Consider the following 24,158-nt stretch of genomic DNA (forward strand, 5'->3'; position numbering starts at 1 on the left):
GCTTTGGTTCACGCGTGGCAGGTCAGCGGGCCGCCGTTGTAGGCGACCATCTCCTGGAAGACGGTGCCCATCTCCTTGATCATGGCGCCGATGTCCAGCGCCTCGCCGTGCGCGGCGTTGCGCTCCTCGGCGTAGGCGCGGTGCAGGTTCGGGATCAGCCGCTCCTTCTCCAGGAGTCCGGCGAACGCGCCCAGGTCGGCCTCGCGGGCCAGTTCCTTCGGGGCGAGCCCCGCGGCCAGGCCCTGCTTGGCCAGCCCCTGGACCCAGCGCAGATAGTCCTCGGCGACATCGAGGACCTCGGGCCCCGCGACCGGTCCGTGCCCGGTCACCACGACGACGGGCTCCAGGGCGCGCAGCTTCCCGATGGCCTCCAGGGAGCCGGCGATCGAGCCCAGCGGGCAGAACGGTGTCACGCCGGACATGACGATGTCGCCGGTGAACAGCACCCTGCGCGCCGGCACCCAGACGATCGTGTCGTTGACCGTGTGCGCGGGCCCGGGATGCAGCAGCTCGACCTCGAGTTCGCCCACGTGCAGCGTCATCGCGCTCTCGTACGTCACCTGCGGCAGGGCCACTTCGACGTCGCCCCAGTCGACCTGCGGCCACAACTGGGTCAGATGCAGTCCCGCCTGCCGCATCTCCCGCCGCGCCTCGGCGTGCGCGTACACCGTCGCCTCGGGGAAGAGGTAGTTGCCGAAGGTGTGGTCGCCGTGGGAGTGCGTGTTGACCAGCATGGCGGGCGCGCGCCGCCCCCGGGCCAGCACCTGCTCCCGGAGCCTGCGTGAACGCGCCTCGGTCGCCGTGGTGTCGACGAGTGCGGACACCCCGCCGGAGACGATGAGCCCCGCGTTGTTCACACACCAACCGCCGTCGGGCTGCACATAGGCGAAGACACCGTCGGTCACTTCCCGCAGCACGGGTTCGCCGACGACCGTACTTCGAGTCGGGGTCATGGGAATCTCCTCGTTGCTCGTGTGGCGGCCGGCGGGGTCAGGACAGGCTGAACTGCGGGAGCGACAGGTTCGGGGTGTTGGACAGCACCGCCTGGTGCAGCCGCTGGAGCCGGCCGGACGGCTCCACCCCCAGCTCCTCGATCAGCGTCTTGCGCAGTTGCTGGAAGACCTGGAGCGCGCGCCAGGAGGCGCCGGAGCGCTGGAAGGCGATCATCAGCAGGGCGCTGAAGTTCTCGTGCATCGGGTGCTGGGCGGTCAGCATGCACAGCTCGGGTATCAGCATCCCGTGCTTGCCGAGGCTCAGGTCGGCGATGATCCGCTGTTCGTGGACGCGCATCCGGGCCTCCTCCATGCCGATCACCTCCATGGCGAGCACCCGGCCGGCCGGCACGTCCATGAGCGCCGGGCCGCGCCACAGACTGAGCGCCTGCGAGAGGTGCCGGGAGGCGCCCTCGGCGTCGTCGGCCTCGAGCGCCGCGTCGCCGCGGGCCGCCATCCGCTCGAACTCCCGCAGGTCGAACCAGCTCGGGTCCACGGTCAACTGGTACCCGTTGAAGTGCGTGGCCAGGAGTTCCTTCGCGGTGTGCGGCGAGTCCGGCGGCAGGGACTCCGTGATCAGCCTGCGCAGTTGAAGGACGTAGGTCTGGAGCGTGGTCGACCCACTGCGGGGGATCGCGTCGCCCCAGAGCTCCTCCATCAGCGTCGACACCGGTACGACGCTGCCGCAGTGCAGGGCCAGCAGCAGCAGCAACTGCCGAGGCTTTCCCGCGGTCGGGACTATCGACTTCCCTTGCCAGCGAACCGATACTGATCCCAGGACATTGATTTCCGCCGAATGCAATTTGCACCTTTTCTCGACCACTCCGGAATTGAATTCCGGTGATCAGTGTTCCGGTTTCCGAGGACACTGTGCGAGTCAATGGATGATCGGTATTCGGCTCCTCCCCCGTAGCACTGTCAATTAGCGGATCAGGCCGCTACGTGGCGGGCGGAAAGGCTTCGGAGGCCTCCCAGACTTCCCTCGCGTACGCGCCCGCCGCCGCAGCGAACTGCAGGACGACATGTGAGGCCATCGAGTGGATGTCGCGCCAGTAACGCTGCAAAGGCGCGTCGACCGAATGGGCGCCGGTGCCCGCGGACCTGAACAGCCGGTCCGCCGCGGTCACCAGCAGGTCCGTCGCGAGCGCGCAGTCCCGGAGGTTGCGCGCCTCCAGCAGCGCGGTCACCGGGCCCGTCCCGTCGGCGATCCGCGCCGCCCGGTCCAGCAGCAGTTCCGCCGAGTCGATCTCACCCGCGGCGCGGGCCAGCGCCGTCTCGTAGGCCGCCCGGGAGTTCCCGGGGCCGGGCGACGGCTTGCGCAGCTTCGCCGCGACGCCGTCCCGCCACAGCGCGAGCATGCCGCGGGCCGCCCCGAGCGCCGGAGTGGCGAACGACAGCGCGTTGACCGCGCGCAGCGGCACCGCGTGGCACCGGGCGGGGGAGCCGGCGGAGCGCCCGTTCAGCAGGACGTCGCGGTCCATCGCCCGCCGCTCGGGCACGAAGACACCCTCCGCGAACAGGGAATGGCTCCCGGTCGCCCGCATGCCGATGTCGGACCAGGAGTCGACCACGGTGAAGTCCGCGCGTGCCACCGCGAACATCCGGGCCCGCGGCCCCTCCTCGGCCGGGACCGTGCCGCAGAGCAGCGCCCAGTCGGAGTGGTCGACCGCGCTGACGTACGACCAGCGCCCCGTCAGCCGCCAGCCACCGGGGACCGGTTCGGCGTGGCCGCCGGGAATCAGCGAACCGACGACCACCGCGTCCGGTCCGTCGCGCCAGATCTCTCGGAAGCCCTCGACCGGCAGATAGGCGGCCATCCGCGCGAGATGGGCGGTGACCGACGCGCACCAGGCCGTCGCGGGGCAGGCCTCGCCGAGTTCCGCGACCGCCCGGCTGAGGGCCGTGAAGGAGCCCGCGTTGCCACCGCGGTCCAGGGGCACGAAATGCCGGACGAAGCCGGCGGCCACCACGGCCTCGATGGATTCGCGAGCGGGACGCCACTGCCTTTCGGCGGTCACGGCATGACGCGCCGCCACTTCCATCGCCTCGGCGGCGATGGGCGCGTTATTTATTCGCGCGGCAGACAGGCCTGTCATTATTTCCCCCTAATGGCTGCCGGAAATAAATTCCGGCCGATGGTCGGCAATGTCGGTCAGGAATTACCGTTGAAATCACCCGGCCATATTTTGGAAATCGAATCGATCCCCGATCCGGGATCGTACCCGAGGGGTGCTCCAATAGACTGTGACCAGGATCACACCGATTGGTGACGTGCAGCCTCTAGTCAGATTCGAGCAGGGCTATTCTGTTACTCGGGAACCGGTATGGCGACAGCGGTGTATCTCGTATCCGGTGTCGGATTCAGGGGGAATTGTGAGTTCGGCAGGTACAATCGGTTGCCGTAAACCCCGACCGCGCACGGCGCGTCGAACCGGGGGTCGGTGACCTCTTGCACCAGCCTGCCGCTCTCGCCGGCGCGATCCATGCGAAGGACCGCGAGGTCGTACTGGCGGGGCGCGTACAGCATGCGTCCCCGCACGGCGATTCCGTTGGTGGTCGGCAGCTTCAGCCCGCCGAGGTCGACGCGGCGGGCTTTTCCGTCGGCCGGGTCGACGCGGAAAAGCGTGCCGCCGTGGGCGGAGGCATTGACGACGAGTAGGGCCCTCTTGTCCGGTGTCTCCGAAATGCCGGTGGCCGTGATCTGCTCCGGCGTGCCCTGGACCCAGTCGCCGGACAGCGGCAGCGTGATGATCCCGTCCTGCGCCGGCAGCTCGCCGCGCGGCCCGAACGGCACCCCGAACAGCAGCCCGTTGAAGGCGTCGGTGAACCACGCCGCCCGCGCCGTGACGACCACGTGGTCGACCGCGGTGCCGGTGGTGCCCACCCGGTAGGTCCTCAGCACCGCGCCGGTCGCGGCGTCCATGACGGTGACGACCCGCCCCCAGCCGCCCGCGACGAACAGCCGCCCATGCCGGTCCACCTGCAGTCCAACGGCGTTGTGGCCTTCTCCCGGGCCCGGGTTGAGGACCTTGCCCTCACCGGTCGCCAGGCTCACCCGATAGATCGCGCCATTGAGCAGGGACCCGAAGTACGCGTACGGGGCGCGGCCCAGGCCGATACCGGCCGGATGGAAACCGTTCGGCAGGTGCAGCGTGGTCGGCCACGTGTCCCGCCGGGGCCCCGCCGCCCGCGCGGTGCCGCCCGCGGTGCCGAGCGCGGCGGCGCCGCCCAGGGCCGCGCCGAGCCCGAGGAATCCCCGCCGAGTGAGTGCCGTGTGCCGCATGCCAGCCCCCGTCAGTGACGTTGTCGGTGTCGGATGGGAGGCTCACAGGGCGCACCGGAGAATGACTCAAGTCGGTTAGGACGGCTGCGGGCCGACGTCTATTTCTGGCCATGGCGATTGACAGACCGTTTGCGCCGTTGATAGGACCTTGGATCAGCGTCGCGTGCACCCGGTGAAGAGACCGCCGAGGGCATGGAGGCGTCGAAGCTTATGGAACAACCTTGGTTAAGTCCCACGGACGCCTGACCGCGTTCGGCAACCAGTTGATCGAAGTACACCTCTGGCTCCGCGAGGAGCTGGCCGCGCTGCGCCAGGACGTCGACGCCTATCTCGCCGGCGGCACCCGTGTGCGCGAGTTGCGCACCCACTGCCTGACCTTCTGCTCGGCATTGGACCGGCACCACAACGGTGAAAACGATTTCGCCTTCGTCAAGGTCGCCGAACAGTTCCCGGAACTGGGCCCGGTGCTGGACGAATTGCGGCGCGACCACCAGCTCGTGGACGACTCCCTGCAACGTCTGGAGACGCTCGTCCGCGAACTGGACCGGGAGACGGACCCCATCGAATTCCAGCGCGAGTTGGACAGTCTCGCCGCGCTGATCGAGACGCACTTCACCTACGAGGAAAAGCGGATCGTCTCGGCCCTGAACGAGCTGAACGTGCCGAGTTGGGACCGCACCAAACCGGCGTTCCTGCTCACCGACGACAAGGCCGGATGACGCACCGGTGGTGCGCCGGAAGGTGGATCAGGAGGCGGCTGTGTCCGCGGACTCCTCGTCCGTTTCCAGCGCCCCGCCCTCGCGCTGCCACCTGATCAGCCCGCCCTCCAGCGGCCGGGCCGGGATCTCGTGCTCGCGCAGCAGGCGGACCAGGTCGGGGGAGAGGACGCAGTAGGGGCCCTGGCAGTAGGCGATGACCTCCACGTCCCGGGGGAAGCCGTCGATCTTCTCTCTCAGCTCCGCCGCGGGCAGCGAGATCGCGCCGGGCACATGGCCCCGCGCGTACTCCGCCGCCGAGCGCACATCGACCACCATGATCCGCGGATCGTCGATGTGCGCCCGCAGTTCGTCCGCCGTCACCGGTTTCAGCTCATCGGCGTTGCCCAGCAGATCGTCGATGGCGAGGCGCAGATCCGCCAGCCGCAGTTCCGCGCAGGACTGCAGGGTGCCCAGGAGCCGTGACACCTCGGGGCCGGCCAGCCGGTAGAAGATCCGGGTGCCCTGCCGCCGGGTGGTCACCAGGTTGGCGGCGCGCAACTGCTGGAGCTGGGCCGAGGTGTTCTTCAGGCCCACGCCGGAGGCGGTGACGAGGCCCTCCACATCGCTCTCGCCCCGCTCCAGCAGGTCCAGCAGCCGCAGCCGTACCGGATTCGACAGGGCCTTCCCGATCCGGGCAAGCTGCGAGTAGACCTCGGCTTCGATGAACTCTCCCATGGGCCCATTCTCGCTTCCCGTGGCCGGAACCCGTCACGACTGCGGGGCCCGGGGCCCCGCCTCCTCCTTGACCACGGTCGGCTCGGCCGCCGCCTCGGCCCGCACCGCCTGCGCCGGCAGCTTCGGTTCGAGACGGACCAGGGCCAGCGCCGAACCGGCCACGCCCGCCGCGAGCAGCAGCCACATGCCGGTCGGGGACAACTGGAGCAGCCCGGTCAGTACGGCGGGGGCCAGCGCGGTCGGGATCGCCCAGGACAACTGGTAGACCGCCAGATGACGGCCCCGGGTGGCCTCCGGTGCCGTACTGGCCACCAGCGCCGACGCGGTCGCCCCGTGCAGCAGCTCGCCCAGCGTGAAGAGCAGGGTGGCGGCGAAGACCCCGATGAGGACCGGGGTCCGGGCCGAGATCAGCCCCAGCGCGGCGAACGACAGGAACGCCACGCCGAACACGCCGCCGCCGAGCGCGGCGGCCCGGGTGCGCCGGTAGCGGGTGAGCAGCCGGGTCACCGGGATCTGCAGCAGCGCGATCCCCACCGTGTTGGTGGCGTACAGGACGCCGACCAGCGAGTCCGACGCGTCCAGCTCCTGGGTGATGTACACCGGCAGGCTGACCGACAGCACCATGTACCCGAACGCCGTCGGCACGTTCAGCAGCGTCAGCGCCAGGAACGGGCGGTTGCGCGCGACCAGCCGGTAGCCGCGCTTGGTGCGGGCGGGCGGCGGCCCCTCCGGCTCGGGGGGCAGCGGGATCGAGCGGATCAGCGCGGCGGCGGCCAGATAGGCCACGGCGGTGCCGACGACGATCACCTGGAAGGCGGTGCCGTCGCCCAGCGCGAGCGCGGCGCCCGCGATCAGACCGCCCGCGCCGAGCCCCGCGTTGCGCAGGCTGCGCTGGGCCGCGAGCAGCTTGTCGCGGGCGCTGCCCCGCACGATCTCCGCCACGAACGACTGGATCGACGGCGAGAACGAGACATCGCCGAAGGCGACCACGGCCACCACGGCGAACATCGCGACCGCCGAGTCCGCCAGCGGATAGGCCGCGAAGCCCGCCGCGCGCAGCACGTAGCCGCCGACCACGACGGTGCGGGCGCCGTAGCGGTCGATGAGGACGCCGGTGACCGGATTGCCCGCCAGCCCCAGCAGCGCGGCGGTCGTCATGATCGCGCCGACCTGGGTGACCGGCAGCCCGGTGATGTGGTGGAAGTACAGCAGCGACAGCGGCAGGTACATGCCGCTGCCGGTCGCGTCGACCACCATGCCGAGCATGTAGCGGGCCTGCACGGACAGGCGCTTCACGGCGTCGCCGCAATCTCGGTCTGGGCCTCGAAGCGCGCGCCCAGCTCCCGCAGCCGGCGCTCGCACTCCGCCCGCGTCGGCGCCGACGCGACGGCACAGGTGAGGAAGTCCGACGAGCCCGAGGCGGGGGGAATGACCTGCCCCACCTGGCCGTAGAGCCAGAAGCGCTCCACCCAGGGGTCGGCGGGCACGGCCGGCAGGGAACGGATACGGCCCGGCCGCTTCATCATCAGCACCTGCCCCGACATGGACCGCGGCAGCGGCCGGGCCCCGTCGTGCAGAGCCGGTTCGAGCAGCGGCAGCGGCAGCCCGAGGCTCGCCCTGGTCGCGTACTCGCCGAGATTGAAGCCGAACATGGTGTGGAAGACCTCACGGACCTTCGCGCCGCCCGGCCGGCACGCGATCTCGCACACCACGAGCCGGTCGTCCGGCGTGTGGAAGATCTCCGCGTGGAAGCCGTGCGCCTGCATTCTGCCGTCGGGCAGCCGCAGCGCGGCCAGCGCCCGGTTGGTCAGCGACAGCAGCCGCCCCGTCAGCGGGTCGTCCGGGTCGAGGGTGAGGTCGACCCGGGCGCCCGGGTCGGAGCCGTAGGAGGCGAGGTCGTACTGGTACTGGGAGGGCCAGGCCACCGCGGTGCGGCCGTCGCGCACGATACCGTCGACATGGCACATCCGGCCCGGCACGTACGACTCCAGGATCAGGTCGTCGCGCGGCGCACCGCCGAAGGCCTCCGCGGCGGCCCGCAGCAGTTCGTCCCGGTCGCGCAGGATGCGCAGGCCGATCGCGTTGTAGCCGGCCCGGTCCTTCAGCACCAGCGGGAACCCGTGCTCCTCGGCGAAGGCGAGGACCTCCGAGATGTTCTGCGGCACCATGTAGGGGGCGATGTCGATGCCCGCCTGCTCCAGGTGCTCCTTCATCAGCGCCTTGTCCCGGAAGGGCTGCACGTCCGCGGTCCAGGCGCCGTCCAGCCCGAGGCACTCGCGCAGCCAGGCCGCCAGGATGATGTCGCCCTCGTGGTTCGCGACGACATGCCGGGCGCCGAACTCGTCCGCGAGCTTCAGGGCCCGCGCCCGCACCAGGCCCTCGTCCTCGAAGTCGTCCAGCATCTCCAGATGCGTGAAGCCGTGGTTCCCGGTCGGCACTTCCTCACCGAACGGCGCCAGCTTGTCCCGGGAGGCCAGCACCACGATCTCACCCGGGTAGTCGTGCAGCCAGCGCCCGAACGGGAACGGCTCGAACGGGTTGCGGTGCAGAATCAGTACGCTCATGCCGCACTCTCCCTGACGGGCGCGAGGTGCTCGACCTCGGCGACCCGGCCGCGGCTGCTGTTGCCGTCGGCATCGTCGATCCTGATCTCGACGGTGTCCCGGATCAGCTCCGCGCCCCGCCGTATCGCGGCCGTGGCGTCCGGCCCCGTGACGGCCACCAGACCCAGCCGGTCCCAGTTGTCGTGCAGGGCCCGCACCTCGTCACCCGGCTTGACACTCAGCCGTACGACGAGGACGTCCGGCTCGGCCAGCGCCTCCTCGACCCCGGCCACCGAGGCGACCCGCCCCGGGTCGCCGACCAGGAACCGGGTGCTCGCCCCGCCCTTGGCCTCGGGGACGTCCGGCAGCTCCGGCACCAGCCCGAACGGCCAGCCGAGGGCATAGCTGACCAGGTCGATGCCGTACGCCCCCGCCACCAGGTCGGTGATGGCGTCACCGGCGACGCGGTTGTGGCTCTCGATGATCGCGGGCCCGCGCGCACCGACCCGCACCTCGGTGTGGCAGACGCCGTCCCGGATGCCGATCAGATCCAGGAACCCGCGCACCCGGGCCCGTATCGCGTCGGCCACGGCCGCGTCCACGCGGGCCGGCACGGCATGCCCCAGCTCGGCGAAGCCGTCGGGGTCGACGAACTTCTCGGTGATCGCCACGATGACGTGCCGCCCGGCGAAGCTGAACGACTCGACGCTGAACTCGGGCCCGTCGACGTACTCCTCCATCAGGAAGTCCCGCAGCACGAACAGTGTCGACACCCGGTCCGTACGGGTGCCGCGCAGCCGCTCCACCTCGGCCCACACCCGGTCGGCGTCGGCGGCGTCGGCGATGCGGAACACACCGAGGCTCGCGGTGCCGTCGGCCGGCTTCACGATGAACGGGTAGCCGTAGCGGGCCGCGAAGGCGTCGAGGTCCTCGCGCGTGGTGAGCGGGGCCGCGCCGACCGCCGCCGGGTCCCGCTCGGCCAGGTGCCGGCGCATCGCCGCCTTGTCGCGGATGCGCCGGGCCACCTCGTAGCCGGTGCCGCCGAGGCCGAACAGGTCGTTGATCCGCCCCGCGTTCTCCAGCCCCGCCTCGGTGATCGACAGGGCGGCCGCGAACCCGGGTGACTGCCGCAGCTCCCTGGCGGCCGGTTCCACCTCGCCCCACTCGGTGTAGTCGAGGACCCGGACGACATCCGCGAGTCGCTCCTGTTCGGCGCTGAGCTTGCTGGGGTGCTGCAACAGCAGGACGCGCAGGCCGAGTCGCTTCGCCTTCTGCACGGTCTCGTCGTTGGCTCCTACGAGCAGCAGCGTGGTGTCCTGGTTCAAGCGGCCGTTCCTTTCCGGTCGGTGATGCGCGGCAGGGGTGATCAGGGCAGCGGCGGGTGCGGGTGGTGGTTCACCCGTCCGTGCCCGGGGCCCAGACGCTGAGGTAGCGCTCGCCCGTGTCGGGCAGGATCGTGACGATGGTCCGGCCCTTGTTCTCGGGGAGCCGGGCGAGGCGGTGCGCGGCGTGCACCGCGGCGCCGGAGGAGACACCGGCGAGCACCCCGAGGCCGCGGGCGAGCCAGCGGGCGGTGTCCATCGCCTCGTCGTCGGTGACCGTCAGCACCTCGTCGATCAGGTCGAGATCGGTGGTGGGGGCGACGAAGCCGCCGGTCAGCCCGGGGATGGCATGCGTACCGGCGTACCCCTTGGACAGCACCGGCGAACTCTCCGGCTCCACGGCGACGGACCTGAGCAGCGGATTGCGCTCCTTGAGGAAGCCGGCCGTGCCGCAGAGCGTGCCGCCGGTGCCGATGCCGCACACCAGCAGGTCGACCTGGCCCTCGGTGTCGGCCCAGATCTCCGGGCCGGTGGTCTCGCGGTGGGCGCGGACGTTGTCGTCGTTCTCGTGCTGACGGGCGTACCAGGAGCCCGGGGTGGTCCGGTGGATCTCCTCGGCCCGGTCGATGGCGCCCTGGAAGCGCAGTTCGTGCGGGGTGAGCACCACCTCGGCGCCCAGCGCCCGCAGCAGCCCGATCCGTTCGCTGGTCGCGCTGTCCGGCAGCACGATCACACAGCGGTAGCCGCGGGCCGCGGACAGCGCGGCCAGGGCGATGCCGGTGTTGCCGGACGTCGACTCGATGACGGTGCCGCCGGGCGCCAACTGCCCCGTCGCCGCGGCGGAGTCCAGCATCCACCGGGCGGCGCGGTCCTTGACGCTGGCCAGCGGGTTGGCCGACTCCAGCTTCGCCAGGACCCGCGCGGCGTCCGGCGCGTCAGGGACGGGGATACGCAGCAGCGGCGTGTGGCCGATCAACTCCCCGATGTCGCCCGCGATGCGGGGCCGGGCACCGGGCAGCACCTGCGACGGTGACTGGGGCATGGCGTTCTCCTCCGATCGCTCGGTTCCTGCGGACCCGGTCACCAGGAACCCGCCGAGGCCGTGTGCCGCAGCAGTTCGATGGCGTACTGGGGGGAGTCGCGGCGCGGCGCGACCGTCGCGGCCGGGGCCAGGGCGCGTGCCTTCTCCGGCAGGTCCTTGACGACCAGCGCCTGGGCGCCGACGATCGCGCCGGCCCCCACGGTCACCGGCCCCAGCACCGTCGCGCCGGTGCCCAGCACCACGCCGTCCCCGACGACCGGGTGGCGTCGCTCGCCCTCGGACCGGGCGTTGTCGTGCCACCAGCCGACCGCGCCCAGGGTCACCTGGTGATAGATCGTCACGTCGTCGCCGACCCGCGCGGTCTCGCCGATGACCACGGCCGCGCCGTGGTCGATGAAGACGCGGCGGCCGAGTTCGGCACCCGGGTGGATCTCCACGCCGGTGACCGCGCGGACGGCACCCATCAACGCCCGCGCGGGCACGCGCAGTCCGCGCCGGTGCAGCTTGTGGGCGATCCGGTGGCTCCACAGCGCGGGCAGCGCGGGGTGCAGCACGGCCTCCGTGCGACTGCGCACCGACGGGTCCCGCTCGATGACGGTCCGCAGATCCTCGCCGAGCGTCCGCAGCAGCGTGCGTGACCGGCTCACCGCCCCCACCCCCGGTTGAAATCTGTAATTCCGCTGATCTTTAGAATATTAGCCAGCGACAGAGTACGAGCGACGACCCGGGTTGGCAAGCGGTCTGTGTCAACGGAGTGCATCAGTCGGCCAGTTCCGCGTCCGCGGGGATGCCGGCCATCGTGTCCTGGTCGAAGTTGACGGCACTGCACCAGAGGCCGGGGGAGAGCAGCAGCCAGATGTCGCTGATGATCGTCCCCTCGATGACCTCGTCGCCGCGCGCCCAGCCGACCGCCTCGTAGCTCACGCCGTCGTCCGGCAGCAGGAGCTGGAGGATGGGGCTGTTCAGCGAGGGGCCGGAGCGGACGTTGGCGTCCCGCCAGATGGGGCCGGCCGTGAAGGCGGGGGTGGTCTGCTGCTCGGACATGGGATTCCTCCTGTTGGTTGGTGTGTGCTGACCGTCAGCCACGGCTGGGCGCCAGGCGCCGCTCGGCCGCGTCGGCGGCGTTCACGGACGCCATGGAAAGGACCTGGGTGAGCATGACGGCCATCTGCTCGCGGCACTGCCGCTGTTCGGGCGGCAGGGCGTCCACCGCCGCCGGGCCGGGGTCGTCCTCCCAGACGCGGGCGGTCACGCCCAGCGGGGTCGGCCAGGCACGCAGGGCGTGACTGACCGTGCGCAGGGTCGTCAGGGTGGACGCCATGCCCTGCGGGCCGGCCCCGACCGCCACGCACCCCACGGGCACGCCCTCCAGGAACATCCGGGGCGCGACGATGTCGTTCACGTAGTCCAGGGCGTTCTTGAGCAGCCCGGAGACGGTGCCGTGATAGGTGGGGGAGACGAGGACGACACCGTCCGCGCGCTCAAGTGCCCGGACGAACTCGCCGATCGCCTCGTCCGTCCCGGACAGACCGGGCCGGTAGAAGGGGAACTGCAGCTCGGACCCGGTGAACACCCGGGCGTCGGCGCCCTGTTGCACGCAGCGCCGGGCACACCAGTGCGCCACCCGGTCCGAGGTGGAACCCACTCTGAGCGAGCCGCTGATCAGCACGATGCTCGGTATGTCCACTGCTGCGGGAACCTCCGTCGATGTCATGGGCGGACCTCGCCACGAGCCGCGCCGTGGACCAGGGCGATGTCCCGGGCGTCCGCAGGGGGGCGGGAAACGGCTTCGTCCCCGGCGTCCGCCGCCGCGTGTCCGCCGCCGTCCGGCCGCCAGTCGACGACATCGAACGTCGCCTCGTCCTTGCGCCCCCTGGACCGCATGACGCTGTCCCGGGACTCCGCCTCCTCCCGGCTCGCCCCCTGGTCGACCGCGCCCTGCCGGCGCGAGTGCAGCACGATCGCCGCGGCCCGCTCGACCCGCTGGGACTGGTAGCGCAGCAGCGCCTCACCCGGGTCGGCGGCCGAGCGCAGCGCCCGCGCCAGCACCACGGCGTCCTCCAGTGCCGTGTTCGCGCCCTGCCCCATCGCCGGCGCCATCGGGTGCGCGGCGTCGCCGAGGAGGGCCACCCGGCCGTCGACCCAGCGTGCGACCGGGTCCCGGTCGTGGATGTCGGTCACCAGGACGTCGGTCACGGACGTGTCCCGGATCATCCGGACGACCGGCTCGTGCCAGTCGGCGAGCCGGTCGGCCAGTGCCGACAGCGCGGCCGCCTGTCCCATGGCGGGCCAGGCGCCCCGCGGGGCGGTGATCTTCGCGGTCCAGTACAGGGTGCGCCCGTCGGCCGGTGCCACGAAGATCTGCACGCCGAGGCCGTTGACGACGAACGACATGGGGTGCAGGTCGCTGTCCACGACCCGGCCCCGTACCGAGGTGTATCCCAGGTACCGCGGCGGGCCGTCCCCCAGCAGGGCCGCGCGGACGACGGAGTTGAGGCCGTCGGCGGCCACCAGCACCCCGGCGTCCAGGGCGGAGCCGTCCGACAGGGACACCGTCACGCCGGCGCCGTCCTGGTCGTACCCCCTGACGGCCGTGCCCAGGCGTATCTCCGCGCCCGCCGCGACCGCCTCCTCGAACAGCACGTTCTGCAGCGCCGTACGCAGGATGGGGACCTGGGGCAGGCCGAGGCGCCGACCCACCTCGCCGATCGGCTCCCTGGCCAGCACCTGGCCGGCGGAGTCCATGAGGACCCGTACGTCGTCGGGACCCACCACATGTCCGGCCGCCCGGATGCCCTGGCCCAGCCGGCCGCTGATGGCGTCGGCGGCGGCGATGCCGTTCTGGTAGAGCATCAGTCCGGCGCCGACGTCCTCGATGCGCGAGGCCCGTTCGACCACGGTGACCGCGAGCCCGGAGTGCGCCAGCGCCGCCGCCGCCGCGAGACCGCCGATGCCGCCGCCCGCGATCACGACGGTACCCGCGCCGGTCATCGGACCCACCTGCCCTCGTACGAGCCGAACGTCCCGCTCTCCGCGTCCCAGACGGTCTCTCCGCGCCGGATCGTCCTGCTGACCCGGCCGGTCATCGTCCAGCCCTCGTACGCCGACCAGCCGCACTTGGCCCGTACGTCGTGCGCCGACAGCATCCAGGTGTCGTCGGGGGCGAAGAACACGAGGTCGGCGTCGGCGCCGGGGGCGATCCGGCCCTTGCCGGGCAGACCGAACAGCTCGGCGGGCCGCTCGGAGAGATGGCGCACCAGACGGGTCACGGCGATGTCGGGATGCTCCTCGGGCCGCCGCCGGCGCATCCCCGTCCACACCGCGACCGCGAGTTCCTGGACCCCGGGCAGGCCCGGCGGCGAGTCCTGGACGCTCCGGGTCTTCTCCTCGACCGTGTGCGGCGCGTGGTCGCTGCCGATCGTGTCCGCCTCGCCCGCCACCAGCGCCTGCCACAGCCGGTCCTGGTCGCGCTGGGCGCGGATCGACGGCGACAGCCTGGTCCGGGCGCCCAGGCGCCGGGTGTCGGTGTCGGTGAACGACAGGTGGTGCCCCGTCACCTCGAACGACACCGGCAGCCCGGCGGCGCGGGCGGCGCTCACCAGGTCCGCCTCCTCGTGGCTGGAGAGATGCAGGATGTGCGCCTTGGTGCCGTGGCGGCGGACGAGTTCGAGCACCCTGGCCACCGCGGCGATGCCCCCGGTGCGCGGCCGGCGTGCCTCGTAGTCCAGATAGCTGTCCGGCGCGCCCCACCACTGGTCGAGCAGTGCGAACAGCTCGCCGTCCTCGGCGTGCAGCACCACCTGCACACCGCCCTCGGCCGCGGCGATGAACGCCTTCTCCAGCCGGGCCGGGTCACGGAACACGGTCGGTGCCGTGTGGTGCCCCGCCATGAAGATCTTCGCGCTGGTGGCGACGGCGGGGTCGAGTTCGGCGAGCGCCTCGGGCCGCTCCGGGTCGGCGCCGATGTGGAACCGGTGGTCGACCAGGGAGTGACCGCGCACCAGCTCGGCCTTGGCCGCCACGTCGTCCGGGGTCAGGGTGGGCGGCACCGTGTTCGGCATGTCCATCACCGTGGTGACCCCGCCCACCACCGCGGCCCGGCTGCCGTGCTCCCAGTCCTCCTTGTGCGTCAGCCCCGGGGTACGGAAGTGGACGTGGGAGTCGATCAGGCCCGGCAGGACGTAGGCGTCCCCGGCGTCGAGGACCGGCACGCCGGGCGGCGGCGCGGTCCCGGCATCCTGTACGGCGGTGATCCGCCCGTCCGCGATCAGTACGGTGCCCGCGCGCACGCCCGCGGGGGTCACCAGTTTCCCGGCGGTGACCGCGAGGTCCGCCGTGGTCAGTTCGGCCATGTCGAAGCCACCAGCTCTCGGCAGAGGTCGTTGGTCGGTCCCATCAGGGCCACGGCACGGGCATCGGCGAGCAGCCGGTTCAGCTCGGACGCGACCGTGTACCCGGCCGAACCGAGCATCCGGGCCGCCTCCAGACAGACCGTCTCGGCGGCCTCGGACGCGTGCAGCTTGCTGTGCAGCGTGGTCATGCCGGGGTCGGAGGAGGAACGGGCGCCGGCCCGTTCGACCATCGCGCGTGCCGACTCCACCCTCGTCGCCAGCGGCACCAGCCGGTCCCGTACGACGGGTGAGGCCAGCCCGCCCCGCTTGCGCTGGTGTGCCACCAGCAGCTCGAACGCGGCCTGCGCGACGCCCACGGCTACCGCGCCCAGCGTCGCCCCCGACTCCCGCACCCCGGCGATGATCCGGGCCGCGTGGCCCTCGGGGCCGAGCCGGTCCGTGTCGCCGACGACGCACTCGCGCATCGTGACGAACCCGGTGGCCGAGCCGCGCATGCCGACGAGATCCAGGCTCAGGTCCGGGACCAGCCCGGGATTGCACGCGTCGACCAGGAAGAACGTCTGACCGCTCGTGCCGTAGCCGCTGCCCGGGTCGTCCTGCGGCGGCCCGGTCCGCACCAGGACGAGATACAGGTCGGCGACCGACGCGGTGGTGGTGAAGGACTTCGCCCCGTCGAGCACCCAGGTCCCGTCCGCCCCGCGCACCGCCGTACTGCTGACGTTGCGCTTGGCCGCGCCGGCCCCCTGCTCGCTCCACGCGGAGGCGGCCAGACAACTGCCGTCCGCCAGCGCGGGCAGCAGCTTCCCCTTCTGTTCCTCCGTGCCCCACTCGGCGATCCGGGAACTCACCGCGAAGTGCTGGAAGGCCATGATGGCCAGGGACGCGTTCAGCCCGGCCAGTCGCTCCACGACCCGGTTCACGTCGGACGCGTCGCCGCCGGCCCCGCCGTACTCACGGGGGACCGCGGTGGCGAGCAGACCGGAGGCGCGCAGCGCGGCCAGGGCCCCGGGGTCGGGCCGTCCGGAGACGGCACTGGTGATCGCCGCCTCGCGGAAGGTCCGGGCCAGCCGGGGGTCCAGATCGATATCGGTCCGTCCGTCTGTGTGCGTACGGATGTCATTGACGATGCCAGCCAATTTCGGCGCACTCCTCACAACGCGGCTGATGCCGACGGTTCCAGCGGGAAAGACCCCTGGAAGGTCACCCGTTTACGGTCCACGGAGGCCCAGCGCAGGGCGGGCACCCCGTCCAGGTCCCGGACGTCCGCCGCGACCGCGGTGCGGCCCCCCGGGGTGACGATCTCCAGCCCGTCCGGGCAGCCCACCTCCCGCGCCACCCGCCACGGCACCGTGTCGGGAATCCGGACGGCGGAGCCGAGGCACACCGCGCCGGTCAGCGCGATGGTCGGATGCCAGGACGGCACGGAGATGGCGCGGGCGGCGATCCGCCCCGGCTCCAGCGGCAGCAGGGCGGCGATCTTGGGGAACGCGCCGCCCTCCGGCCAGCCCAGATGCCTGGTCACCGCGGCCCGGATGCGGCCGAGCCGCTCGAAGAGCGCGGCGTCGTCGGCGAACAGGGCCTCGGTGTCCTTGACGCCGATCGTGCGGGCGTCGAGGAACGCGTAGGCGTTGCCCGACGACACCAGCGACACCTCGCGCAGCTCGCCGTCGACGGCCACCGCGGTGCGCGGCTCGCCGGTGATCAGCAGCCCGTGCACCGGTACGGCGGTGGTGCGCACGAAGTGCACCGTGAACTGCGCCTCGCCGCGCCGCACCTCGTCGACCTCGCACACCACGCTGTCCCCGTTGTTGAGGACCTGCACGCGCACCCGGGCGCCGACGGACAGCTTGGGGAGCATGCCCATCCGCTCGGCGGCGACGGCCGAGGACAGGATCGAGTGCCCGCACGACCCGCGCAGGTCGAACGAGTCCACCGCGTCCGGCAGCGCCTGCACGAACCGGTAGTCGAGGTCGAACATCGGGTGCGGGGACGGCCGCACCAGCGCGATCTTGAGCACATGCGCATGCCCGGCCGCTTGCAGGGAGCGCCGCGCGTCGGCCAGACGGTCCGTCAGCGGCGTGCCGCCCGGCGGGACCGTGTCGGCGTCCAGGACGAGTGTGGGGCAGGGGCTGCCCGCCGCGTAGGCGAGATGCGCGATCATGCCGCGCTCGCGACGACACCGGCCGGTCTCGTCGCCCCCCGGAACTGGTCCTGCCACACCTCGTACGTCATCAGCGCCCACAGCGTCAGCGCGGTCGTGTCGTCGGGCCGTACGGCCTGCGACTCGAACAGGGCTTCCACGGCGGCCGGTTCCAGCCGGCCGGCCGCACGGAGCCGGCCCGGCGTGAGGACGTCGCGGGCGAACTCCCACAAGGGGGTGCCGGGCGCCAGCATGGCCGTCACGGGCAGGGTGAACGGCTGTTTCACCCTGCTGTGCACGCCGTCCGGGACGAGGCCGGCCGCCGCGCCGTACAGCGTCCGCTTGACCTGGCCGTCACCGATGCGCAGCGGGTCGGACAGCGCCCGGCCCAGGGCGACGACGCCGCGCTGGCAGAACGGCAGCCGCGCCTCCACGGAGTGCGCCATGCTCAGATGGTCGACCCGGCGCAGGTGATAGGCGGGCAGCCGGTACCCGAGTTCGAACTCGGTGATCCGCTCCAGGACGGTGCCCTCGCCCTCCCGCAACCGCGCGAGCGCCTCGGCGGGCAGCGGCGGGACGTCCTCGACCGACGCGCGGTACTCGTCGGTGTACAGCGCCTGCCGCCGGCCGGCCGGCAGGACCGCCAGCGCGTCGAGGTAGGGCGTGTACCAGTCGCCGCCGGCCGCGGCGGTCTCGAACGCCGCCCGCATCCGGGCGTAACCGCCGAACACCTCGTCCGCGGCGTCCCCGGTGAGCGCGACCTTGAACCCCGCCTCACGCACCGCGGCGAACAGCGCGTGGGTGCTCACGGTGATCGGGTCCGCGTTGGGCTGGCCCAGGTGCCAGACCACGTCCTCGATCCGGTCGGGCAGGGTCGCCGGGTCCAGCTCGACCTGGTGGTACACGGCACCGACGTGCTCGGCCGCCTGCCGCGCGTAGTGCCGCTCGTCGAACGGCCAGGTCCCCCGGTAGGCGATGTTGAACGAGTGCACCGGCCCGTACTCCGCGGCCAGCGCCGTCACCAGCGAGGAGTCCAGCCCGCCCGAGGTGATCAGCGCGACCGGGACATCGGCGACCAGCAGCTTGCCGACCTCCGTACGCAGGCTGTCGCGCACCAGGTCGGCGGCCTTGTCCGGCTCGGCCGGCGCCGGTGCGGAGTCGGTCCGGCGGCGGGTGGTCACCGGCGTCTCGCCCAGCACGCACCGCACCGTGGTGGCCGGCGGCACCACCTTGATCTGCTCGAACATGGTCTGCTCGCCGAACGGCGTCTTGCTCGCCAGATACGCGTCGAGCCCCGGACCCCATTCCGACGTGCCGATCCCCTCGAAGCCCAGCAGGGCCGGGATCTCGGACGAGAAGTGCAGCGACCGAGCCACCGGGTCCCAGCGGTGGTACAGCGGCTTCATGCCCGACTCGTCGGTGGCGAGCAGCAGCGTCGGCCGCTCCCGCGTGTCCAGCACGGCGACCGCGTACATGCCGTCGAGCAGATCGGTGAACCGCTCGCCGTACTCCGCGTACAGGGCGGGAATGACCGCGCCGTCGCAGCGGTCGGCGAAGTGGTGCCCGCGCCGCGTCAGATGCGCCCGCACGTCGTCATGGTTGTAGATCTCGCCGTTGAACACGACGGTGATCCCGTCGAGCCGGTACGGCTGCCTGCCCCCGTCGAGGTCGACGATCGCGAGCCTGTTGTTGCCCAGCCCCCACCCGGGAGCCCGTGCCGTCCCCGTGTGGTCGGGGCCGCCGTGGCGCTGCAGCGCGCCGACGCCCCTCATCTCGTTCGGTGACACAGTGGAGTTGAAATAGCCGTAGATACGGCACATACCGCTCTTCCTCCCCGTGGGACCGCCGTGCCGACGGCGGTCCCGGTGAGCCAGGCCCTGTCGTTTGGATCACTCCGGCGTCGCGGGCCCTGGCACGCCCATCCGCCGCGTTGTCGTCACTCGCCGGCTCGCCCGCGCGAACCGGCTTCGCCCGGCTCGCGCGGGGGCACCCCGGTCGCCCGCACCCGGGCCGGCCGCGAGCCACCGTCCGCGGTGGCCGGCCTGGTCCGAGCGGCGGGGCCTAGTCCGATCCGAGGTCGGGTGTCCGGTCCGACGCCGTGGACAAGTAGCGCTCCCCGCTGTCGGGGAACACGGTGACGACGGTCGCCCCGGCCCACCGCTCCCGCCGGGCCAGCGTCCGCGCGGCGTACGCCGAGGCCCCCGCGGAGTAGCCGACCAGCAGGCCGGTCACCCGGGCGACCTCGCGCCGTGTGGTGGCAGCCGCCTCGTCCGGTACGGCGACGACCTCGTCGATCAGCGTCAGATCGGTGAGTTCGGAGACATAACCCGCCCCGATGCCGGGGATGCCGTGCGGCCCCGCGTCACCGCCGCTGAGGACCGCGGAGGAGGCCGGCTCGACGGCGACGACATGCGTGTCCCCGTGCTCCTTGAGGTACCGCGCCACGCCGGTCAGCGTGCCGCCGGTGCCCACGCCGCACACGAAGACGTCGACCTTTCCGCCGCACGCCTGGAGGATCTCCGGCCCGGTCGTCTCGTAGTGCGCGCGCACGTTCGCCGGGTTCTGGTCCTGGTGCGGCAGCCACGACCCGGGCAGGCCGCGCTGCATCTCCTCCGCGAACTTCCAGGCGGGCAGCAGCCCCTCCTCGTGCGGCACCAGCACGATCTCGGCACCGAGTTCACGCAGGATCTGGCGCCGCTCCTCGGTCGCGTTGTCCGGCATGACGATGACGCAGCGGTGACCGCGTACGGCGCACATGGCCGCGAGCGAGATGCCGGTGCTGCCGGACGAGCACTCGATGACCGTGCCGCCCTCGGCGGGCAGCAGCCCCGACTCCTCGGCCTCCCGCAGCATGTACAGGACGGCCCGGTCCTTCACGTTGAACAGCGGGTTGAACATCTCCAGCTTGGCCAGCAGCCGCACGCCGTCGGGGATGCCGGGCAGCGCGACGTCCAGGATCGGGGTGCCGCCCACCAGCTCGTCCAGCGAACGGATCGGCGCGGAACCGGCGTTGCCCGCCATCACCGCTCACGATCCGCTTCCGCGCCCAGCGCCGCCGTCAGATGGGCGGCCGCCGCCGCTTGCAGGTGGGTGATGTCGCTCGACACGGTGGCGAAGGTGAAACCCTCGGTCAGCCGCCGCGCCGCGGACGCGCCGTCCAGGCAGTGGATGCCGCACGCGATGCCCGCCTCGGCGGCGGCCGTGGTGACCTCCTTCAGCGCCCGCTCCAGGTCGTCCTGGGCGGCGGGGTCGCCGAAGTACCGCGCGCCCAGGGCGACGGACAGGTCGGCCGGGCCGATGTAGACCGCGTCCAGACCGGGCGTGGCGCAGATCGCCGTCAGGTTCTCCATCGCGGCCGCGGTCTCGATCATCGCGATGCAGGCCACGGCCTCGTCCAGTTCGCCGGGCACCGCGCCGAGCCGCAGCTCGGCACGGACCGGGCCGCCCAGACTGCGGGTGCCCGCGGGCCAGTGCCGGCAGGCGCGGGCGGCGACCGACGCCTCCTCGGCGGTCTCGACCATGGGCACGATCACGGCGCGCGCCCCGGCGTCCAGTGCCGCGCCGATCGCGATCGGGTCGACCGAGGGCACCCGGATGACACCGGCCGAACGCCCCATGGCGTCCACGGCGAGCATCGCGGACTGCCAGCCCGGCTGGTGGACGACGCCGTGCTGGCCGTCGACGCCGATGTAGTCGTAGCCCACGCCGGCGATGCGCTCGGTGCCGACCGGGTTGTCGCAGGCGATCCAGTACCCGACCAGCCGCTCCCGGCGCCGCAGCCTGGCGACGAAGTCCGCCGGGTCCTGCCGCCCCGCTGTCACTCGCCCTCCTCGATCACATAGCTCTTCTTGCCGTCGAGGCCCACCGGCACGTCACCGGTGATGGACACCCGGTTGAGCACCCGCTTGTGGTCGTCGTAGTCGTTGACGGCGAAGTGCTGGGTGTTGCGGTTGTCGAAGATCAGCACGTCACCGGGCCGCCAGGTCCAGCGGGCCACGTTCTCCGGCCGGTGCACGTAGGACTGCAGGACGTCGATGATCGGCCGCGACTCCCGCAGGGTCATACCGACCAGCCGCTGGGCGAAACCGCCCAGGAACAGGGAGGGTTCACCGGACTCCGGGTGCACCCGCACCACCGGGTGCGCGGCCTCGAACCGCTTGGCCAGGAACGCCTTGCGGGTCGCCTCGCCGCGCTCGGTCCCCAGCCTCGGCTGCTCGGCGTGGTTGGTGTGCACGGCCCACAGCCTGTCGGCGATCTCCCGCAGCTCCGCGGGGAGCTGCTTGTAGGCGGCCTCGCCGTTGGCGACCATGGTGTCACCGCCGTACGGCGGCAGCACGATGCTGCGCAGCGTCGTGCCCAGCGACGGGGTCAGCGTGAAGCTGATGTCGGTGTGCCAGTGGTCGGCCCGCTGGTCCTCCCCGTCGACGGCGATGACCTGAGGCCGGCCCTCCACGGTGCGCATCATCGGATGCTTCTGGGTCAGCGGCCCGAACCGCCCGGCGAACTCCAACTGCTGCTCGTCGGTGATCTCCTGGTCCCGGAAGAAGAGCACCTTGTGGTCGAGCAGCGCCTGGTGCACCTGCGAGAAATCCGACGCCGACAGATCGGACCCAAGATCGATCCCGACCACCTCGGCGCCGATGCGCCCGCCGATCCTGCGTATCTCAAAGGACACTTTTCGATTCCCCTCATCGTCAAGCGGCGGAAGTGCGGCCGTGGGCTCGGACAAAGGCACAGGGCGCCCAGCCCCCCTCTCCGCACCGGCTCGATCTCGATCATAGTTTCGCCACTAGTGCCTCACTCGAATTTCGGCATGGCGACACTCGTGCCTGGATGGAGGAACGCTCAATGATGCAGATCTCGGCCATTCGGCCGAAAACAGAGCCGTACTCGCGCCCCACTAGAATATCGCTTGTTAAATTTCCGGTAGGTTTTTGGAAAATGAATTCCCAAAAGGCCGGAATCACTTTCCGGGAGGCCGCGCCGCCCCGCTGGGTATCCGGAACCGGGCTGCCCCACATGACGGCCGGCGCGGCGGTGCGAAGGGTGCGGACACCGGCGGCGGCGACGACATCCCGCCACCCGCGCCCGGTCCCTCGTCCCCGCCCGCGGCGGCCGGCCCCGGCGGCGCCCGGAGGGGTTGCCCCGCGGTCCCGGATCGGCGCCTCCGGAAGCGTTGACAGGTTCACGTCCGGCCGTCAGTCTCCATGGGAGAGCGCTCTCCCAGGCGGCCGGGTCACTCGGCGCCTGTCCTCCTCGACCTCTGCCGGGAGCCTTCGTGTTGAGACCCGCCGTCCGGTCCGGCCGCCCGCGTGCCGGAGCGCTGTTCGTCACGCTCGGCGCGCTGCTGGCGTCGCTGCTCTCCTTCGCGACCGCCCCCGGCGCCGCGGCCGCCGGCACCCTGCTCTCCCAGGGCAGGCCCGCCACCGCCTCCTCGCAGGAGGGCGACGGCCTCTCCGCCGCCGCGGCGGTCGACGGCGACCCGGCCCGGACCCGGTGGGCCAGCCGGTGGAGCGACCCGCAGTGGATACAAGTCGACCTCGGCCGGCGGGCGGACCTCAGCCGTGCCGTCCTCACCTGGGAGGCCGCCTACGCCAAGGCGTACGAGATCCAGGCGTCCGACAACGGCACCGACTGGCGGACCCTCAGGGCCGTCACGGCCGGCGACGGCGGCACCGACGACCTCGCCGTCTCCGGCTCCGGCCGTTACGTCCGCATGCTCGGCACGGCCCGCTCCGGCGGCTACGGCTACTCGCTGTGGGAGTTCCAGGTCTACGGCACCGCGTCGCCCGCCGGGGCAGCGGTCGCGGTGACGGGCTCGCCGGGCAACTGGCAGCTCCAGGTGGACGGACAGCCGTACACCGTCAAGGGGCTCACCTGGGGCCCGCCCGTCGCGGACGCCCCCGGGCACCTGCCCGACCTGAGGTCCATGGGGGTCAACACCCTGCGCACCTGGGGCACCGACGGTTCCACCAGGTCACTGCTGGACAGCGCGGCGGCCAACGGCATCCGCGTGATCAACGGCTTCTGGCTCCAGCCGGGCGGCGGACCGGGCAGCGGCGGCTGCGTCGACTACGTCACCGACACCGCGTACAAGGCCACCGTGCTCACCGAGATCACCAAGTGGGTCGACGCCTACCGGACCCACCCCGGCACGCTGATGTGGAACGTGGGCAACGAGTCGGTGCTCGGTCTGCAGAACTGTTACGGCGGCGAGCGGTTGGAGGCGCAGCGCAACGCCTACACCGCGTTCGTAGGCGACGTGGCCAGGCGCATCCACGCGATCGACCCGGACCACCCGGTCACCTCCACCGACGCCTGGACGGGCGCCTGGCCGTACTACCAGCGCAACGCGCCCGACCTGGACCTGTACGCGGTGAACTCCTACGGCGACGTCTGCGGTGTCCGGACCGCCTGGCAGCAGGGCGGCTACACCAAGCCCTACCTCGTCACCGAGGGCGGACCGGCCGGCGAGTGGGAGGTGCCCCACGACGCGAACGGCGTGCCGGACGAGCCCACCGACGTACAGAAGGCCGACGGCTACACCAAGGCGTGGAACTGCGTCACCGGCCACCGGGGTGTCGCGCTGGGCGCCACCCTGTTCCACTACGGCACCGAGCACGACTTCGGCGGCATCTGGTTCAACCTCCGCTCCGGCGGCCTCAAACGGCTGTCGTACTACGCGGTGAAGCAGGCGTACGCCGGAACCACCGCGGGCGACAACACCCCGCCGGTGATCACCGGCATGACCGTCTCACCGGCCGCCGCGGCACCGGCCGGCGCCGAGTTCACCGTCCGCGCCGACGTACGGGACCCGGACGGCGACCCGGTCGGCCACCGGATCTTCCTCGGCGGCACCTACGCCAACGGCGACAGGTCCCTGGTCGAGGCCAGGTGGCGGGCCACCGGCAACGGCACCTTCGCGGTCACCGCGCCCGAACGGACCGGCGTGTGGAAGGTCTACGTCGAGGCCACGGACGGACACGGCAACGCGGGCGTCGAGACCCGGTCGGTGAAGGTCGTCGCCCCGCCCGGCACCGCCACGGTGACA

Annotated in this window: 21 protein-coding genes and 1 pseudogene; 2 read left to right on the forward strand and 20 right to left on the reverse strand. The window is 72.0% G+C overall.

Translation table 11 applies throughout. The annotated features are described in order from the left end of the window. Positions 1–8 precede the first annotated feature (8 nt). The 4 genes from ACFY32_RS15550 to ACFY32_RS15565 all read right to left on the reverse strand — a co-directional run bounded on the left by ACFY32_RS15550 (position 9) and on the right by ACFY32_RS15565 (position 4,275). Positions 9–953, reverse strand: coding sequence for an MBL fold metallo-hydrolase (locus ACFY32_RS15550; RefSeq protein WP_359203545.1), 945 nt, complete (start codon positions 951–953; stop codon positions 9–11). Between the two features lie 37 nt (positions 954–990). After that, entirely contained in the window at positions 991–1,815 is an 825-nt protein-coding gene (locus ACFY32_RS15555) for an AfsR/SARP family transcriptional regulator (RefSeq protein WP_359203548.1), read from the reverse strand. A 115-nt stretch (positions 1,816–1,930) separates the two neighbouring features. After that, positions 1,931–3,088 (reverse strand): hydrolase, encoded by a 1,158-nt coding sequence (locus ACFY32_RS15560; RefSeq protein ID WP_390674449.1) that lies wholly within the window; start codon positions 3,086–3,088, stop codon positions 1,931–1,933. A gap of 212 nt (positions 3,089–3,300) precedes the next feature. Continuing rightward, complete coding sequence (locus ACFY32_RS15565) at positions 3,301–4,275, reverse strand: superoxide dismutase (RefSeq protein WP_390674450.1); 975 nt, start codon at positions 4,273–4,275, stop codon at positions 3,301–3,303. Between the two features lie 221 nt (positions 4,276–4,496). On the opposite strand from ACFY32_RS15565, the gene ACFY32_RS15570 reads away from it, so the two are divergent. Next, entirely contained in the window at positions 4,497–4,994 is a 498-nt protein-coding gene (locus tag ACFY32_RS15570; protein ID WP_359203557.1) for a hemerythrin domain-containing protein, read from the forward strand. Between the two features lie 27 nt (positions 4,995–5,021). Here the strand turns inward: ACFY32_RS15570 and ACFY32_RS15575 are convergent, their stop codons facing one another. The 16 genes from ACFY32_RS15575 to ACFY32_RS15650 form a co-directional block, all read right to left on the reverse strand. Next, positions 5,022–5,708 carry a metalloregulator ArsR/SmtB family transcription factor gene (locus ACFY32_RS15575; RefSeq protein ID WP_359203560.1) on the reverse strand — a complete coding sequence of 229 codons (687 nt, stop codon included), beginning with the start codon at positions 5,706–5,708 and terminating at the stop codon, positions 5,022–5,024. Between the two features lie 33 nt (positions 5,709–5,741). Further along, positions 5,742–7,004, reverse strand: a complete 1,263-nt coding sequence (locus ACFY32_RS15580) for an MFS transporter (RefSeq protein ID WP_390674451.1) — start codon at positions 7,002–7,004, stop codon at positions 5,742–5,744. Then, positions 7,001–8,272, reverse strand: coding sequence for a hypothetical protein (locus tag ACFY32_RS15585; RefSeq protein WP_390674452.1), 1,272 nt, complete (start codon positions 8,270–8,272; stop codon positions 7,001–7,003). The genes ACFY32_RS15580 and ACFY32_RS15585 overlap by 4 nt, the downstream gene beginning before the upstream one ends. Continuing rightward, positions 8,269–9,576, reverse strand: coding sequence for an ATP-grasp domain-containing protein (locus ACFY32_RS15590; RefSeq protein WP_359203569.1), 1,308 nt, complete (start codon positions 9,574–9,576; stop codon positions 8,269–8,271). Before ACFY32_RS15590 ends, ACFY32_RS15585 begins: the two co-directional genes overlap by 4 nt. Positions 9,577–9,646: 70 nt before the next feature. Further along, positions 9,647–10,615: a cysteine synthase family protein gene (locus ACFY32_RS15595; RefSeq protein WP_359203572.1), complete on the reverse strand. Its 969-nt coding sequence runs from the start codon at positions 10,613–10,615 to the stop codon at positions 9,647–9,649. Positions 10,616–10,653: 38 nt separating this feature from the next. Then, positions 10,654–11,262 carry a serine O-acetyltransferase EpsC gene (epsC, locus tag ACFY32_RS15600; protein ID WP_390674453.1) on the reverse strand — a complete coding sequence of 203 codons (609 nt, stop codon included), beginning with the start codon at positions 11,260–11,262 and terminating at the stop codon, positions 10,654–10,656. 112 nt (positions 11,263–11,374) lie between these two features. Then, complete coding sequence (locus ACFY32_RS15605) at positions 11,375–11,659, reverse strand: hypothetical protein (RefSeq protein ID WP_390674454.1); 285 nt, start codon at positions 11,657–11,659, stop codon at positions 11,375–11,377. A gap of 34 nt (positions 11,660–11,693) precedes the next feature. Continuing rightward, entirely contained in the window at positions 11,694–12,329 is a 636-nt protein-coding gene (locus ACFY32_RS15610; RefSeq protein WP_390674455.1) for an NADPH-dependent FMN reductase, read from the reverse strand. Then, a complete protein-coding gene (locus ACFY32_RS15615; RefSeq protein ID WP_390674456.1) occupies positions 12,326–13,606 on the reverse strand; it encodes an FAD-dependent monooxygenase in 1,281 nt (426 codons plus the stop codon). Before ACFY32_RS15615 ends, ACFY32_RS15610 begins: the two co-directional genes overlap by 4 nt. Beyond that, positions 13,603–14,967, reverse strand: coding sequence for a dihydroorotase family protein (locus ACFY32_RS15620; protein ID WP_390674457.1), 1,365 nt, complete (start codon positions 14,965–14,967; stop codon positions 13,603–13,605). The genes ACFY32_RS15615 and ACFY32_RS15620 overlap by 4 nt, the downstream gene beginning before the upstream one ends. Continuing rightward, positions 14,955–16,046 (reverse strand): acyl-CoA dehydrogenase family protein, encoded by a 1,092-nt coding sequence (locus tag ACFY32_RS15625; RefSeq protein WP_390674522.1) that lies wholly within the window; start codon positions 16,044–16,046, stop codon positions 14,955–14,957. Before ACFY32_RS15625 ends, ACFY32_RS15620 begins: the two co-directional genes overlap by 13 nt. A 71-nt stretch (positions 16,047–16,117) precedes the next feature. Further along, positions 16,118–17,128 (reverse strand): PrpF domain-containing protein, encoded by a 1,011-nt coding sequence (locus ACFY32_RS15630; protein WP_359203585.1) that lies wholly within the window; start codon positions 17,126–17,128, stop codon positions 16,118–16,120. Further along, the gene (gene asnB, locus ACFY32_RS15635; protein WP_390674458.1) at positions 17,125–18,927 is read right to left on the reverse strand and encodes an asparagine synthase (glutamine-hydrolyzing); all 1,803 of its coding nucleotides are present in this window, start codon (positions 18,925–18,927) and stop codon (positions 17,125–17,127) included. Before asnB ends, ACFY32_RS15630 begins: the two co-directional genes overlap by 4 nt. Positions 18,928–19,168: 241 nt before the next feature. Continuing rightward, positions 19,169–20,128 carry a cysteine synthase family protein gene (locus ACFY32_RS15640; RefSeq protein WP_359203591.1) on the reverse strand — a complete coding sequence of 320 codons (960 nt, stop codon included), beginning with the start codon at positions 20,126–20,128 and terminating at the stop codon, positions 19,169–19,171. Further along, positions 20,128–20,928: an aldolase/citrate lyase family protein gene (locus ACFY32_RS15645; RefSeq protein WP_359203594.1), complete on the reverse strand. Its 801-nt coding sequence runs from the start codon at positions 20,926–20,928 to the stop codon at positions 20,128–20,130. Before ACFY32_RS15645 ends, ACFY32_RS15640 begins: the two co-directional genes overlap by 1 nt. Beyond that, positions 20,925–21,782: a TauD/TfdA family dioxygenase gene (locus ACFY32_RS15650; protein WP_359203597.1), complete on the reverse strand. Its 858-nt coding sequence runs from the start codon at positions 21,780–21,782 to the stop codon at positions 20,925–20,927. The genes ACFY32_RS15645 and ACFY32_RS15650 overlap by 4 nt, the downstream gene beginning before the upstream one ends. Before the next feature lie 603 nt (positions 21,783–22,385). Between ACFY32_RS15650 and ACFY32_RS15655 the strand changes: the two are divergent. Beyond that, positions 22,386–24,152, forward strand: a pseudogene (locus tag ACFY32_RS15655) (discoidin domain-containing protein); the annotation flags it as partial. Positions 24,153–24,158: the final 6 nt, after the last annotated feature.

The sequence above is a fragment of the Streptomyces sp. NPDC000134 genome (assembly GCF_042899225.1).
Classification (GTDB): Bacteria; Actinomycetota; Actinomycetes; order Streptomycetales; family Streptomycetaceae; genus Streptomyces.